The organism is Croceivirga radicis (assembly GCF_002072105.2).
GTDB lineage: Bacteria > Bacteroidota > Bacteroidia > Flavobacteriales > Flavobacteriaceae > Croceivirga > Croceivirga radicis.
On sequence record NZ_MTBC01000001.1, the window covers coordinates 133,464 to 147,816 of the forward strand.

Below are 14,353 nucleotides of genomic sequence, written 5' to 3' on the forward strand. Positions count from 1 at the left end.
ATGAGGCAACCTACTACCAAACGCTTACCATTTTATCCAAAATACTTTGTTGTTCTTCAACTTGCAATGCTATTTGTTCTATTTGTTGGTAAGGCACAAGATGGTTTAAAACTAGAGAAACCCTTTGAAGTTACCCTAAATCAACTTTTAAAAGAAAAACCACTTAACTATGAGGATATAGATGGTTATTTCTATAAATACAAAAAAGACACGCTGTTAATTAAAAGCTTTCTAGAGCAGGCTATTAAAAAAAAATACCCGGCCGGACAGATTTATGCACTTAATATGATGGGTACTTATTTTAGAAATAAGTCTAACTACCCCAAAGCGGTGGAGGCCCATGAAGCAGCTCTTGAACTAGCCCAAAAAGTAGAAAATAAAGAGTTAGAGATTAGTAGCCTCAACATGCTTGGAGTTGTTTATAGAAGAACCGATGCGGTGAGGACCGCTCTAGACTACCATCAACAAGCATTAGAAAAAGCAGAAGCCGTAGCATCTAATTCCAAGGACGTAAAAAAAAGTATCAACATTGCTTTAAATTCTATTGGTAACATTTACCAAGCCCTAGGACAATATGATTTGGCCATTGGTAATTTTAAAAGGGCATTGGCTTCAGAAATTGAACTTGGCAACAATTTGGGCTTGGCTATAAACAACCAAAATATAGGAGACTGCCTAGAACAACAAGGCAAGCTAGATGAGGCTCTGGATTACTATAGAAAATCATTAGCCATTAATGATGAAATGGATAATGAATACGGCAGGGTTATTTGCAAAAACAGCATTGCACAAATCTATTTAAAGCAGAATATGCCAAATGCAGCCTTGGTGCTATTGGAACAACTGGTAGAACCTATTTCTAACATTGGTGACAAATTTATATGGACCAGCGTATTGCACAATCTAGGTTGGGCACAAATGAATACAGGAGATTTAACTGCTGCAGAAAAAAATATGCGCACCGGATTAAAAATGGCAAGAGACAATGACATTTTGGGACAAGTAATCTATGGCAACAAACTATTGTCCGATCTAGAAATCAAGAAAAACAATTATCAGCAAGCGTTGGTCTACTTTAAAGAAGCAGAGCGCTATGAAAACGAAATTAAAAGTGATCAGAACAACCGTTATATTAACGATTTAATTCTACGGTACGAGGCAGAGAAGCAAACCACCGAAATAAAGGAATTGGCACAGAAAAACGAGTTGATCAACCTTAAATTAAGAAAACACCAAACCACAATCCTAGTTAGTGCTTTGCTAACCGGTTTGGTAATTACCATTTTGTTCATCATGTATAGGCAACATCAATCCAATTACGAAAAAAGGGTAATAGGGTTGGAACAAAATATGTTACGTAGCCAAATGAACCCGCATTTCCTGTTCAACTCTTTAAACTCGATAAAGCTATACATCATCAATAACGATAAAAAGAACGCCGTTCATTACTTAAATAAGTTCTCCAAGCTGGTAAGGCGTATTTTAGATGGATCTACCTTAAAAGAAACCACACTGGCAGAAGAACTAGAAACCGCAGAACTTTACTTGAACATTGAAAACATTCGATTTTCCAATACCATAGATTATAAAATAGAAATTACGGAAGGCCTAGATCCAGAGACTTTAAAATTACCGTCTTTAATACTTCAGCCTTTTTTAGAGAATGCCATATGGCATGGCCTAAGCTCTAAAGAAGGTGAAAAAAAATTACGGGTTACCATTACACCAAAAAACGATTACCACATACATATTAATATTATTGACAATGGTGTAGGTAGGGCAACATCAGAAAAAATAAAGGAAAAACGTGTAATTAAAAGAAAATCTGTTGGTATAGATATCACAAAAGAGCGCTTGGCCAACTTCGCAAAAGACTACCAGAATGATTACAGCGTGGATATTATTGACCTTTTTGACGAAAAAGGAAAACCCAACGGCACCAAAGTAGTTATAGAAATACCTACTATTTAAGGTGCTGTGCAGCTACTTCTTCCAATTCTTGGTACCAATCCGCACCAAACTTTCTTACCAAAGCCTCTTTCACAAATTTGTAGATAGGCACTTTAAGTTCTGCCCCCAGCGTACAAGCATCATCACAAATAGCCCATTTATGGTAATTTACAGCCGTAAAAGCTGAATATTCCCTAGTCCTAACCGGATAGAGATGACAAGAGACCGGTTTTTTCCAATCGGTTAAACCATCATTATATGCTTCTTCTAACGCACATTTGGCCATACCATCCTTGGCAAAAACAACGTAGGCACACTCTTCATGGTTTACCAAAGGTGTTTCCCATTCTCCATCCCAACCCTTTACGAAGGTACCCTGCTCCTCTATTGCTTTAATACCTTCTTTTCTTAGATAGGGCTTAACGGTCTTATACACCTTTTCTAAAATAGGTAGTTCTTGGTCTGTTAAGGGTGCACCAGACTCACCCTCCACACAACAAGCCCCTTTGCATGCGTTTAAATTGCACACAAAATCCTTTTCTATAATTTCCTCAGAGATGAGTGTTTTACCAATTTGAAACATACCTAAAATTTAGTTGCACAAATTTAATAGGGTTTTAGTAAAACAGCCGCAATAAATAACTGTAGATTTGCACCGTAAAATTAATAGCACCATGAATTTTAATTTTAAGGAAATAGTTACGGCCACTATGGTACTCTTTGCTGTAATAGATATTTTAGGTAGTATACCCATTATTATCTCTTTACGTAAGAAGGTGGGGCATATACAATCTGAAAAAGCCGCTTTAGTAGCCATTGGTATAATGGTTGCCTTTTTATTTGTTGGAGAAAGCATCTTAAACCTTATTGGTATAGATATAAATTCTTTTGCCGTAGCTGGTGCATTTGTAATTTTCTTCTTGGCATTGGAAATGATTTTGGGCATACCGTTGTTTAGGGACGATGAACCCAAAACGGCTTCTGTGGTACCCATAGCTTTTCCCTTAATTGCTGGTGCAGGTACCATGACTTCTATCCTATCTTTACGAGCAGAATTTCATGTAGAAAACATTATTGTTGCCATTGTAGTAAACATGGCATTTGTATACCTAGTCTTAAAATCATCCAAAAAAATTGAAAAACTACTTGGCCCTAATGGATTAGAGGTTATAAGAAAAGTTTTTGGCGTAATTTTGTTGGCAATAGCGGTTAAGCTATTTGCAGCGAATATTAATGAATTAATGGGACGATGAACAAGACACTGTACATAATACTTTCTGTTTTAGCATTAGCACTTATAATTTACAACATAACCCTTTTAGACTTTGACAACCTTTTTGCCGGAGATAGTCTAATTGCGTGTATTGGTATAATGGCCTCTTTATGTGCCATTGTATTGATATTAATTTTTGCCACCTCTAAAAAAATAGAGAACAAGTTAAAGCAGTAAGCTCACTAATTTTCTTGGGGTTCCGCTACCTTTTGGTCTAAAGCTATAACTTTGGCCAACATTTTGTCTTGGCTAGATTTTATTTTGGCAGCAGCATTAGGCGAGTAAAGTTGTTCGGCAATATTGGCTTTTAGATAGGTTTTGATCAACTGTTCGTTGGCATAAAAATCCATACGGATGTTTCGGTTTAACAAGAAATCTATAAACCGCTCAAAGATGATATCATCTATATGGTATTCCTCTAAAAACTCTTTTTCTGGATAATTGGCAAACCTACTGCGATCTAACTCTAAGAAAGAGAATGCATAGTTAGAAAAATAACCAGCAGCATCTAAACCTAAAACACGTTCATGGTCTAGAGATTCTATAGGCACAAATGCATCTGGTATTATACCACCACCGCCGTATACCACCTTTCCTTTAGGCGTAGTAAACTTAAGGGAATCTGCCACTTTAATACTATCTACGGAAACCATTTCTCCGCTATGGTAACGCTCCATAAATTGCTGGTAATAATCGTCATGACCCTTGTTATATGGTTTTTGAATGGAACGTCCGGTTGGTGTGTAGTATCTAGACACTGTTAGACGTACGGCAGAACCATCTCCCAGATCCATCTCACGCTGCACCAAACCTTTACCAAAAGAACGCCTGCCAACAATGGTACCTAAATCGTTATCCTGTAAAGCCCCCGCAATAATCTCACTAGCAGAAGCAGAACGTTCGTTGATCAATACATACACTGGTTTGTTTTCAAAGCTACCTTTATCAGTTGCAAATACCTTGTCTATATTGCCTTTCTTGTTTTTGGTAAATAAAATAAGTTTTCCATCGGTTAAAAACTCATCCGCCATTTTTTCGGCAATTCCCAAATAGCCACCAGGATTATCCCGTAAATCCAACACCAATTTCTGGGCCCCATTTCGCTGTAAATTCAACAAGGCAGCCTTAAATTCTTTAAATGTAGATTCCGCAAAACGGTTAATTTTTAGGTACCCCATATCATCGTTAACCATAAATTGGGCATCTACACTACGTATGGGCACTACTCCCCTTTTTAAGGTTACATCAAATATCCTGTCTTCAGATTTTCTATAGACCGTTAGATCAACTTTGCTCCCTTTTTCTCCTTTAAGCCGGGTTACCAAATCGGCGTTTGGTATACGTTTCCCAAAAATAGTATCGCCGTTGGCAATGAGAATTTTATCTCCTGCAAGCAAACCCTTTTGGTCACTTGGCCCGTCTTTAATGGTCCTAACTATGGTAACGGTATCCTTTACTTTGTTAAAACTTATGCCAATACCTACAAAATCGCCCTTCATGTTCTCGGCAACGGATTCCATTTCTTCTTTTGGAATGTAAACCGAGTGTGGATCTAGTTTACCCAGAATATTATTTACGGTAACATCCACAATACTATCCGTATCTATATCGTCTACGTATTCGTAATCTATATAATCTATTAATCTATTGAGCTTGTCTTTTTTGGAATTGGTAGAAAAAAGCCTTTCTGGCGAATCGTCAAAATGAAGCTTGCCACCAATAAAAATACCCAATGCCAAAGCAAGGGCTAGAACAGTTGGCAATATGTACCTGTATTTTTTGTTCATTTTTTAAACGGTTTCTTCTACTACCGGCATATGTACAATTTCCACGCCAGCTTTTTCTAGAAATCTTAAACCAGAATCGTCCTTATAGGCATTTTGGTATACAATACGCTTAATCCCTGATTGGTGTATTAATTTACTACACTCTTTACAGGGCGATAAGGTAATATACAAGGTAGCTCCATTACAAGATTGTGTAGAGGCGGCAACTTTTGAAATGGCATTGGCCTCTGCGTGCAGCACATACCATTTTGTATACCCCGCTTCATCTTCACAAAAGTTCTCAAACCCTGTTGGCGTACCATTATACCCATCAGAAATAATCATCCTATCTTTTACGATAATGGCACCAACCTGTTTTCTTTTACAGTAAGACAGCTTACCCCATTCCTTGGCCATTCTTAAATAGGCACGGTCGTATTTCTCTTGTTTGGAGATTTTCATTTTCTAAAGATATCGGCTTTACAAGGCAACATCAATTATTTTGCCATAATATTAACGCTTCTACTATAATGGAAACGTAGCTATTAGCATTGGTATTGTTATGATCAATATTAAAATTGATAATGCGATTATAAACCAATTTTGCTTCTGTTTTAGTAAGTTAAGCCATATGTAAGAAAGCAACAGTATAATTGCAATGATAGTTACTTGAGATAGTTCTATACCCGCCGCAAAACCTAATAGCGGCACTATCTTTTCGGTTTCTTCTGCCATCATCATATTAAAATAATTAGAGAAACCAAAGCCGTGTATAAAACCAAAAAAAGCGGTTGCCAAAGCGGTAAAATACCAGCCCGTGTTGTTACTTGGTCTAGAAACCCGGTATAGGTTAAAAATAGCGGTTAATGCTATGGTTACAGGTATTAAAAATTCTATCCAACTTACATCTACCCGTAAAATATCATAAGCAGATAGCGCCAACGATGTACAATGGGTAATGGTAAAAACAGTTGCCAATAACAAAACCCAACGCCATTTTTTAAAGCTAAAAGGCAAGGCCAAAGCAGATAAAAATAAGATATGATCGTATGCGTTTAGGTCTAACACATGTTCTATTCCCAATTTTAGATATAACCAAAAATTCTCCATTAGTTGTTTATGAGTTGTGGTACGAAAATAAGTAAATACAGCTGTAGCTGTTTCAAAAATCTACTTAACATATCCATTATTTTTATTTAAAACAAATCTAAACTAGTCTTGTTCAAACTAAAAAGCCATTGTATTTTAGCGCACCTGTTAAAACAGCTTACTTGCTCAATTAGTACTTGATAAACATGACCAAAAAAAAGACCTACGGCCTAAGGGCACTTTTAAATGATATTCATCTTTGGTTGGGCCTAATTAGTGGCCTAATTATATTTCTTGTATGCCTAAGTGGCACCATCTTAACCTTTGAAAAAGAAATTGAAGGGTGGTTTCAAAAAGAATTGGTAGTTAAACCTAAGGGCAATAAGCAACCTTTAAATAAACTGGTACAACTTCCAACCTTAAAGGAAAAAGGCACACTTACTGCCGTAACATTACCTACAAATGGAAAACAACCATATGTTTTCTCTATTAAAGAAGACCCAAAACAACGTAGGGGCACCCAATATGAAGTAAATCCCTACACTGGCGAAATTTTAAAACCTGAAAAATCTAGCGCGGAAGGCTTTATGCGTTTTATGTTCCGGTTACATAGATGGTTATTGTTAGATACTAGTATTGGAAGGCCTATTGTTGGTGTTGCAACCATTGTATTCCTCATCCTATCGTTAACCGGAATTGTACTTTGGTTTCCGAAAAAAATAAAGTGGAAGTACGTTAAAGCGGGCCTTAAAATTAAGACCGATGCCAATTGGAAGCGAATAAATCATGATTTACACAATACACTTGGTTTTTACGCTTGTATATTAATCCTAATTATGGGGTTAACCGGGCTCTGCTGGTCTTTTGAAGGATACCGGGATGGTTTAAGCCGTGTTTTGGGCACTCCTGTTTTTAATAGAGGAGGTGCGCCTAAAATTTCTGCCGGCAACACAAATGGTAAACAACTTACCTTAGAAGAGGCAGTGGCCTTGGCAAACAAAGAACTTTCCTATGCTGGGGAGTTAACTATAAGTTTACCCAATAAAAAGAACCCATTTTACAACTTTAGGAAATTGGCAGACGCAAGCTTTTCTACCGTTGCACATGACCAATTAACCCTTACGACCACAGGAACTATACTAAACAAAGAAATTTATGCGGATAAGCCCTTAAATGTAAAAATAGCCGGTGCCATAAAATCTTTGCATACGGGTACCATTTACGGCACTTTTAGTAAAATACTCTATTTTTTTGCCTGTCTAGTGGGTACTAGTTTGCCAATTACCGGCACCTTTATTTACATTAACAAATTAAAGAAGAAACGCAAAAGAAACCGTGTTCCCAAAGAGGCAATGGCTTAAACCATTCCTCTTTCTTTCTGAATGGTTTCGTAGGCTTTTTGAACTTGTTTAAATTTTTCTTCGGCACCCTTTTTAATGGCTTCATCTTCTGTAACCACGCGATCCGGATGGTATTTTTTTGCCATATTCCTATATGCTTTTTTTACGGCATCGTCCGTTGCCGTACGGTCTATTTCCAAGATTTTGTAGGCATTGTCCGCTTGCTGTATAAACATGGCCTTTATGCTTTCAAAATCGTAGTTACCAATGCGCAAGTAGGCAGCAATTTCTTTTAATTTAGCTACTTCCGCTTGGCTTACCTGCCCGTCGGACTGGGCAATACCAAAAAGAAAATGAATCAATTGCAAACGTACTTCGTGCCGGGTACGTTGGTTTAAGTAGGCACATATCTTAGCTGCGGAAATTTCCCTTTTCTTAATTACATCGTTAAACGTCCTAAAAATAGCATTGGCCTTTTCCTTACCATAGGTACTTATAAAATATTGTCTAACATAATCTAGCTCTCGCTGGCTAACATGCCCATCTGCCTTAATAACAATAGAACATAAAGAGAGTAAGTTAAGTTCAAAATCTGCAGGCGAAACGGTTTGTTTGGTAAAATCCCTAAACACCGTATTACCAGATTTACTGCCAGAATTTAGGTTATCTAAAAAGCTACCCACAATAAATCCCAAGATAGCCCCTGGAAATCGTAAAAAAGTATAGCCTAAAACCGCGGCCACCCATTTAATCATCTTAAACAAATTTAGCCGCAAAGATAGTGTTTAGAGTTGGTAACCGCTGTTGTACGTATGCTAGTCCTGGTTTTGCATGACCCTAAAACCTTAAGACAACAAGACCCTTGTAAATCTTAAAATATATTTAGCAAACAAAAAGGTATCAATTTGGTATCTTTGACCTTAGAAAAAATTTGATTCTATGTATCCAGAAGAATTAGTAAAACCGATGAGAGAAGACCTTGCCGTAGCAGGTTTTCAAGAACTATATACCAGTGAAGCTGTAGAGGCCGCCTTAAAACAAGAAGGCACTACCTTAGTAGTAGTAAATTCTGTTTGTGGTTGTGCTGCTGCCAATGCTAGACCGGCTGCTAAATTAAGCCTTGCCAACAGTAAAAAACCAGATAACTTGGTAACTGTATTTGCTGGTGTAGACAGAGAGGCCGTAGATACGGCAAGGGCCGCCATGGTACCTTTTCCACCCTCTTCTCCAAGTATGGCATTGTTTAAAGATGGAGAGTTGGTACACATGATAGAAAGACACCACATTGAAGGCAGACCTGCAGAAATGATTGCAGAAAACTTAATGGAGGCCTATAACGAGCATTGTTAAGCCTTTGCTATAGAAAAGCTTAAAAACCACTCCGTTTCGGGTGGTTTTTTTAGTTCTATTGATTCTGAATTACCTTACCACCATAATTTGTGTATACCACCATGCTTAAATTACTTTCTTACCCCCTAACGGCTCTTTATTTTCTCTGCTTTGGGTTGTCCTTGCTTATATTTCACCCCATACAGTGGGTTTGTTTTAATGTTTTTGGCTACGAGGCGCATAAACGAAGTGTTTCTATACTTAATTGGTTTTTAATACGCTGCACCAATGTGTTGGGTACGCGGTATACTTTTACTAACAAACAAGATATACCCACAGATAAACCATTGATAATTGTTACCAACCACCAAAGCATGAACGATATACCTGCTATTATCTGGTATATGCGCAAATACCATCCTAAATTTGTAAGTAAAAAAGAATTAGGAAAGGGCATCCCCAGTGTATCCTACAACCTAAGACACGGTGGGTCTGTATTAATTGATCGTAAAGACCCCAAACAAGCCCTAATGGCTATCGCCTCATTGGGTAAATATATTGAACAGCACAACCGTTCTGCCGTTATTTTTCCAGAGGGTACAAGAAGTAGAGATGGAAAACCCAAGCCATTTAAACCTATGGGATTAAAAACGCTACTTAAAAAAGCACCCAACGCATTGGTGGTCCCCATAAGCATTAATAACTCTTGGAAACTATTAAAATACGGTAAATTTCCAATGGGATTGGGCGCCCATGTTACTTTTGAGGTACACCCGCTTATTGCCAATGAAGGTGATTTGGACCTTCTTATGGAAAAAATAGAAACTGTAGTAAAATCTGGGATTAAAAGTTAGCCATGACAGACGACGCTATTATTGAAGAGACCATACAATTTGTAAAAGAGACGTTAAAGGGTGCCGAAGGTGGCCACGATTGGTTTCACATTCAAAGGGTTTTTAGAAACACACTATTTATTGCAAAAGATGAGAAAGTAGACGTTTTAGTAGCTAGTCTAGGTGCCTTGTTGCATGATATTGCCGATGCCAAATTTTATAATGGGGACGAAACCATAGGGCCTAAAATGGCGGCGACCTTTTTAACTTCTTTGAATGTAGACCAAAAGGTAATAGATCATGTGGTAAAAATTATTGAAAACATATCCTACAAAAATAGCTTGGACCCCAACGCAAGTACGTTTACCTCTCCAGAATTACAGGTAGTGCAAGATGCAGACCGTTTAGACGCTATTGGGGCAATTGGTATTGCACGTACATTTAATTACGGCGGATTTAAAAACCGGGAACTGTATAACCCCGCCATACCGCCCAACTTTAACCAAAGTAAAGAAGCCTATAAGAAAAGTGCCGCACCTACCATTAACCATTTTTATGAAAAATTGCTGTTGTTAAAAGATAAAATGAATACCCAAACCGGTAAAGAAATGGCTGCGCAACGGCATCAATTTATGCTTAATTACTTAGAACAATTTTATGCGGAATGGAATCCTATTGGCGTAAAAGAAGATATATAAAAAAAGGATTTTCTGCCCGGCTAAGATTTAGTAGTTTTATACAAAAGAGATAGCTGTTAGTACGGATATCCCCAAATAATAGTATATATCCGTCATATGACGGATATTCAATGTTGGCTCAATTAAGAAAATGGAAACAAATACGGAATATTATTCATCAGAATTTAATGCTTCAATTCAGAAGTTCTTAGCATTAAAGGACTTACACCCCATTTTGGATGAATTCCGAACATTAGTAACCAACGTAGATATTGAATCCTGTTCTGCTAAAATTGTTGCAGAGTTGGAAGAAAACGTTAATAAATTCTGGACAAATCCTGCGTTTCGTAAAGAGAATTTTGACACTAGTTTAGATGCCATTCTACTCGAGTACAGTTGCATGGATGAAATTGACTCCAAAGTATATGCTTATGGTCTCATCGACATGAAGACTCAATTTGAAGAATTTGAAAAATCAATTCAACTTGAGGATTATGACTTCTGTGATGACTTCCAGTCACTGCCTGCGTTTAGTTTAAGTATCTCAAACGACCTTTACAAAACTCATTGGGAATCACTTGAGGATAACTACCCGAATCTAGAAATATACTTTGAAAAAGGGTGGAATGAATTAATGAGTGTTTACCAAAATGCTCTCTATGCATCATTAACTAAAGCGCTAAAATTATTGACTAGTAAAGGCTCACTGAATACACTGAAAATGAATAATAACTTCAGTGTGTTGATTCAAGAACACGATTGTAATGCAAGACTAATAATGAAAAAAAGAGCCTAACAAAGTGTAAAAACATAGCTAATAAAGGCTTTTAAAGAGGCTTGTGTATATTAAAAAAGACCGCCAAATTTTTAAATTTGGCTTTTAAGATTGATAAGTTAAAAACAAAATATAAAAATTCGGCTCTGTGTTAAACAGAAAAGTTAGTGTCTTTTTGCATGCTACGTTTCATACACAAGTCCGTTGTAGGTAATGCGGAAACCAGCCGCATTTTTTAGCACTTTTGGTTTTTTCCGGAGCTTAAATCCAACACTGAAAAACCAAAAGAGTTAAAAATTTTCTAACCTAATTTCGGTTTTGAAATTGTTCAAAAGAGTTGGAAAAACACTTTGGAATCAATTAAAAATTAGCGAAAGACTTCTTATCTTGCAGACAACAAATCTTGAATTAAAAATTAAATGTTGAACGAGAAAACAGTATTAGAAAATATTGACGGACAATTGTTTGAAATTAACATTATCGAACCTGAAAATCCCAAACAAGCTTCGTATTCTCATTACTTACACAACCATAAAAATGGTGTTTCTCAATTTTTTAAAAAAGATGCGCTGAATTTTGTAAAAGAGATTTTATCTGAAAATTCAGATAACAAAATCTCTACAAAAGCTGCAGAAGAGGCATTACAATATTTGATTTTCAACAATAAAAATTCTGTTCCATTTCCAGCACCAGAGAAACCAAATTTTAAATTTATTGACCTATTCGCAGGAATTGGCGGATTTCGATTAGCACTTCAAAATTTGGGTGGGAAATGTGTTTTTACAAGTGAATGGGACAGATATTCAAAAAAGACCTATAGAGCCAATTTTGGAGAAATTCCGTTTGGCGACATCACAAAACCTCAAACTAAAAGCTATATTCCTGACAACTTCGATGTGCTTTGTGCGGGTTTTCCTTGTCAAGCATTTTCAATTGCAGGAAGACGTGGTGGATTTGAAGACACAAGGGGAACGCTATTTTTTGACGTAGCGGAAATCATAAAGAAAAAACAACCAAAAGCAATTTTCCTCGAAAATGTAAAAGGTTTAAGAAATCACGACAAAGGAAAAACTTTGGCAACCATTTTAAATGTGCTTCGTGAAGATTTAGGTTACTATGTTCCAGAGCCACAAATTATAAATGCCAAAGAATTTGGAGTGCCTCAAAACCGTGAACGAATTTTTATAGTTGGGTTCCACAAGGACACCAAAATTACAGACTTTGAATATCCAGAACCAACCAATAAAGATGCTGTTTTGGAAGATATTTTGGAAGAAAAAGAAGTTTCAGTAAAATATTATCTTTCAACAACCTACATAGATACTTTAAGAAATCACAAAGCAAGACACGAAAGCAAAGGAAATGGATTTGGCTATGAAATCATTCCAAATGATGGAACTGCAAATGCAGTAGTTTGCGGTGGTATGGGCAGAGAACGAAATTTAGTTTATGATGATAGGCTAACCAACTTCAAACCGATAACCAACATTTCTGGAGAGGTAAATCGAGAAGGAATTAGGAAAATGACACCTCGTGAGTGGGCAAGATTACAAGGCTTTCCAGACAATTTTAAAATAGTAGTTTCAGACGCACAAGCATACAAACAATTCGGAAATTCAGTTGCAGTTCCAGCTATTCAAGCAACAGCGGAAAAAATTATTGAAAAACTACAAAATATATAATGGGATTATTACAAGATTTAGACATAGTAAAAGGCAATGAAACTCTTGCTGGAGGAATTTTTGAAGAGTTGTTTCCGTCTTTTATGGAAGTTAAGTATAATAAACCAAGTGAATATATTTCGACTTACTGGAATGGGTATTTGGAAAAGAGAGACGTCCTTCTGGACAATGAGCAACAAAAACGTGGCGTAAACGGAAAAATTTTTGAAATTATAATAGCAACGCTTTTGATAAGAGAGAAAATCTATCCGATATATATGAACGCAAAAGTGGCTTTCGTTCCAAACATAAATTACGATTTACTTTTATATTCAACTGATAGAGGTCCAATATGCTTAAGTGCCAAAACATCATTCAGAGAAAGATATAAGCAAGCGGATTTAGAAGCTATCGCAATGAAATATGTTCATCGTAGGTCTAACTGTTATTTGATAACCTTATCAGAGGACGATGCGAATATGGTTAATGCAAAACAGAAAATTGGCGATGTAATAGGTTTGGATAGTGCTGTTTGTGCAACTAGCTCGGATTTTGACGATGTAATTGAAGAAATAAAAGAATTAAACTTGGTTGAATCACCAGAAATCAAAGTTATTACAACAAATCAAGTCGTTACTGAAAATAAGATTAAAGCTATTTTCCCAGACGCTTAAGCCATACACATTTGCAAGCCGCACAATACCAAGCTCAAACCCAAGCTTGCAAAAGAGTATGTCTTGCCAACGCTGAAAACCAAGCTGAACGAAAAAAGCCAGCTTACAACAATGTATAAAAATGATAGCGGTTTAATCACTAAAACAACATTAAGTAAATTAAAGAAGAGGTATGTGTTTAACTGAAAAGTTAGTGCTTAAAAATCCGCTACCATTCTTACACTAGACCGTTATACACCATTAAAATCCTGTGGAAATAGTCCTTTATTTTTTTGTTGTTATTTTTTTCCTACTGCTAGTCGGACTCGCCTATACTTTAGTAAAAGATTTTAAGGAAATAGTACTCGGTTTGATAAATATGTGTGAACCAGAGCTCTTTCGACCAATTACATGGATTATAAGTCCGATTTGGTTTATTGTATACGGACTGGAAAAAGCTTTTGGTTGGGATATTATTGAAAAGTATGAAGATAGCGATGGACTTGAAAAATATCCCTCGACTGAGAATATAAAATTGAACTTTTCGGATGGAGATAAAATTATTATTTCCAATACTTCTAAAAGAAAAGCGGAATCTTTGATAAGGGACTTTTTGGAATTCTGTGATGGTGATTTAAAATTTGAAAGTTTCAAAATAAATAGTGGACAAAACTTGAAAATTGATTGTCCGAACCAAATAACTTTTTACGATTTCAGTATACTTACCCAACACTTTTGCAACGAAGTGACAAAAAGCTGGGGAATCTTCAAAGCTAGTTGGCTGACATATTACTCTTATTCTAATAAAAAGACGTTCCACAATATTATCGGACAGACAGCTGACGGACAGAAGTTTTCCATTTATACTTTGGACGACTTGTATAAAGACCAATATTTAAGGTTAAATCAGGATTTAGAAGTAAAAACTTTTGATTGGAAACTAATAAATAACAAGAATCAAACTTAAGCGGTGTATAATTAATTGCGGTCGGAATTTCCACTTGGAA

16 protein-coding genes are annotated in these 14,353 nt (G+C 36.4%); 11 read left to right on the top strand and 5 right to left on the bottom strand.

All coding sequences use genetic code 11. The features are described 5' to 3' along the window. Nucleotides 1-1,971, top strand: a complete 1,971-nt coding sequence (locus tag BUL40_RS00610) for a tetratricopeptide repeat-containing sensor histidine kinase (RefSeq protein WP_080317659.1) — start codon at nt 1-3, stop codon at nt 1,969-1,971. On the opposite strand, the gene BUL40_RS00615 is transcribed toward BUL40_RS00610, so the two are convergent. After that, nucleotides 1,964-2,533 carry a DUF3109 family protein gene (locus BUL40_RS00615; protein WP_080317660.1) on the bottom strand — a complete coding sequence of 190 codons (570 nt, stop codon included), beginning with the start codon at nt 2,531-2,533 and terminating at the stop codon, nt 1,964-1,966. The two genes, BUL40_RS00610 and BUL40_RS00615, sit on opposite strands and share 8 nt — an antisense overlap. A 91-nt stretch (nt 2,534-2,624) precedes the next feature. On the opposite strand from BUL40_RS00615, the gene BUL40_RS00620 reads away from it, so the two are divergent. Both BUL40_RS00620 and BUL40_RS00625 read left to right on the top strand, forming a co-directional pair. Continuing rightward, on the top strand, nt 2,625-3,203 hold the full coding sequence (locus tag BUL40_RS00620; RefSeq protein ID WP_010518769.1) for a MarC family protein: 579 nt from the start codon (nt 2,625-2,627) through the stop codon (nt 3,201-3,203). Further along, entirely contained in the window at nt 3,200-3,400 is a 201-nt protein-coding gene (locus tag BUL40_RS00625) for a hypothetical protein (RefSeq protein WP_010518770.1), read from the top strand. Before BUL40_RS00620 ends, BUL40_RS00625 begins: the two co-directional genes overlap by 4 nt. A gap of 5 nt (nt 3,401-3,405) precedes the next feature. Here the strand turns inward: BUL40_RS00625 and BUL40_RS00630 are convergent, their stop codons facing one another. From BUL40_RS00630 to BUL40_RS00640, 3 genes are all read right to left on the bottom strand, one after another. Beyond that, the gene (locus tag BUL40_RS00630) at nt 3,406-5,010 is read right to left on the bottom strand and encodes a S41 family peptidase (RefSeq protein WP_080317661.1); all 1,605 of its coding nucleotides are present in this window, start codon (nt 5,008-5,010) and stop codon (nt 3,406-3,408) included. A gap of 3 nt (nt 5,011-5,013) precedes the next feature. Then, nucleotides 5,014-5,451, bottom strand: a complete 438-nt coding sequence (locus BUL40_RS00635) for a deoxycytidylate deaminase (RefSeq protein ID WP_010518772.1) — start codon at nt 5,449-5,451, stop codon at nt 5,014-5,016. Nucleotides 5,452-5,514: 63 nt separating this feature from the next. Continuing rightward, complete coding sequence (locus tag BUL40_RS00640; RefSeq protein ID WP_010518773.1) at nt 5,515-6,099, bottom strand: HupE/UreJ family protein; 585 nt, start codon at nt 6,097-6,099, stop codon at nt 5,515-5,517. Between the two features lie 185 nt (nt 6,100-6,284). Here BUL40_RS00640 and BUL40_RS00645 point away from each other — a divergent pair, with 185 nt between their 5' ends. After that, nucleotides 6,285-7,439: a PepSY-associated TM helix domain-containing protein gene (locus tag BUL40_RS00645; RefSeq protein ID WP_080317662.1), complete on the top strand. Its 1,155-nt coding sequence runs from the start codon at nt 6,285-6,287 to the stop codon at nt 7,437-7,439. Here BUL40_RS00645 and BUL40_RS00650 read toward each other — a convergent pair. Next, nucleotides 7,436-8,173, bottom strand: coding sequence for a TerB family tellurite resistance protein (locus tag BUL40_RS00650; protein ID WP_080317663.1), 738 nt, complete (start codon nt 8,171-8,173; stop codon nt 7,436-7,438). The two genes, BUL40_RS00645 and BUL40_RS00650, sit on opposite strands and share 4 nt — an antisense overlap. A gap of 184 nt (nt 8,174-8,357) precedes the next feature. Between BUL40_RS00650 and BUL40_RS00655 the strand changes: the two genes are divergently transcribed. The 7 genes from BUL40_RS00655 (at nt 8,358) to BUL40_RS00685 (ending at nt 14,313) form a co-directional block, all read left to right on the top strand. Next, nucleotides 8,358-8,768 carry a BrxA/BrxB family bacilliredoxin gene (locus BUL40_RS00655; RefSeq protein WP_010518776.1) on the top strand — a complete coding sequence of 137 codons (411 nt, stop codon included), beginning with the start codon at nt 8,358-8,360 and terminating at the stop codon, nt 8,766-8,768. Nucleotides 8,769-8,869: 101 nt separating this feature from the next. Further along, a complete protein-coding gene (locus tag BUL40_RS00660; protein ID WP_010518777.1) occupies nt 8,870-9,601 on the top strand; it encodes a lysophospholipid acyltransferase family protein in 732 nt (243 codons plus the stop codon). A gap of 2 nt (nt 9,602-9,603) precedes the next feature. Then, nucleotides 9,604-10,278 carry an HD domain-containing protein gene (locus BUL40_RS00665; protein WP_080317664.1) on the top strand — a complete coding sequence of 225 codons (675 nt, stop codon included), beginning with the start codon at nt 9,604-9,606 and terminating at the stop codon, nt 10,276-10,278. Nucleotides 10,279-10,408: 130 nt separating this feature from the next. Beyond that, nucleotides 10,409-11,053, top strand: a complete 645-nt coding sequence (locus BUL40_RS00670) for a hypothetical protein (RefSeq protein ID WP_080317665.1) — start codon at nt 10,409-10,411, stop codon at nt 11,051-11,053. A gap of 398 nt (nt 11,054-11,451) precedes the next feature. Then, nucleotides 11,452-12,714: a DNA cytosine methyltransferase gene (locus tag BUL40_RS00675; RefSeq protein ID WP_080317666.1), complete on the top strand. Its 1,263-nt coding sequence runs from the start codon at nt 11,452-11,454 to the stop codon at nt 12,712-12,714. Next, nucleotides 12,714-13,367, top strand: a complete 654-nt coding sequence (locus tag BUL40_RS00680; protein WP_080317667.1) for a PDDEXK family nuclease — start codon at nt 12,714-12,716, stop codon at nt 13,365-13,367. Before BUL40_RS00675 ends, BUL40_RS00680 begins: the two co-directional genes overlap by 1 nt. A 250-nt stretch (nt 13,368-13,617) precedes the next feature. Continuing rightward, nucleotides 13,618-14,313, top strand: a complete 696-nt coding sequence (locus tag BUL40_RS00685; protein ID WP_080317668.1) for a hypothetical protein — start codon at nt 13,618-13,620, stop codon at nt 14,311-14,313. Nucleotides 14,314-14,353 lie beyond the last annotated feature (40 nt).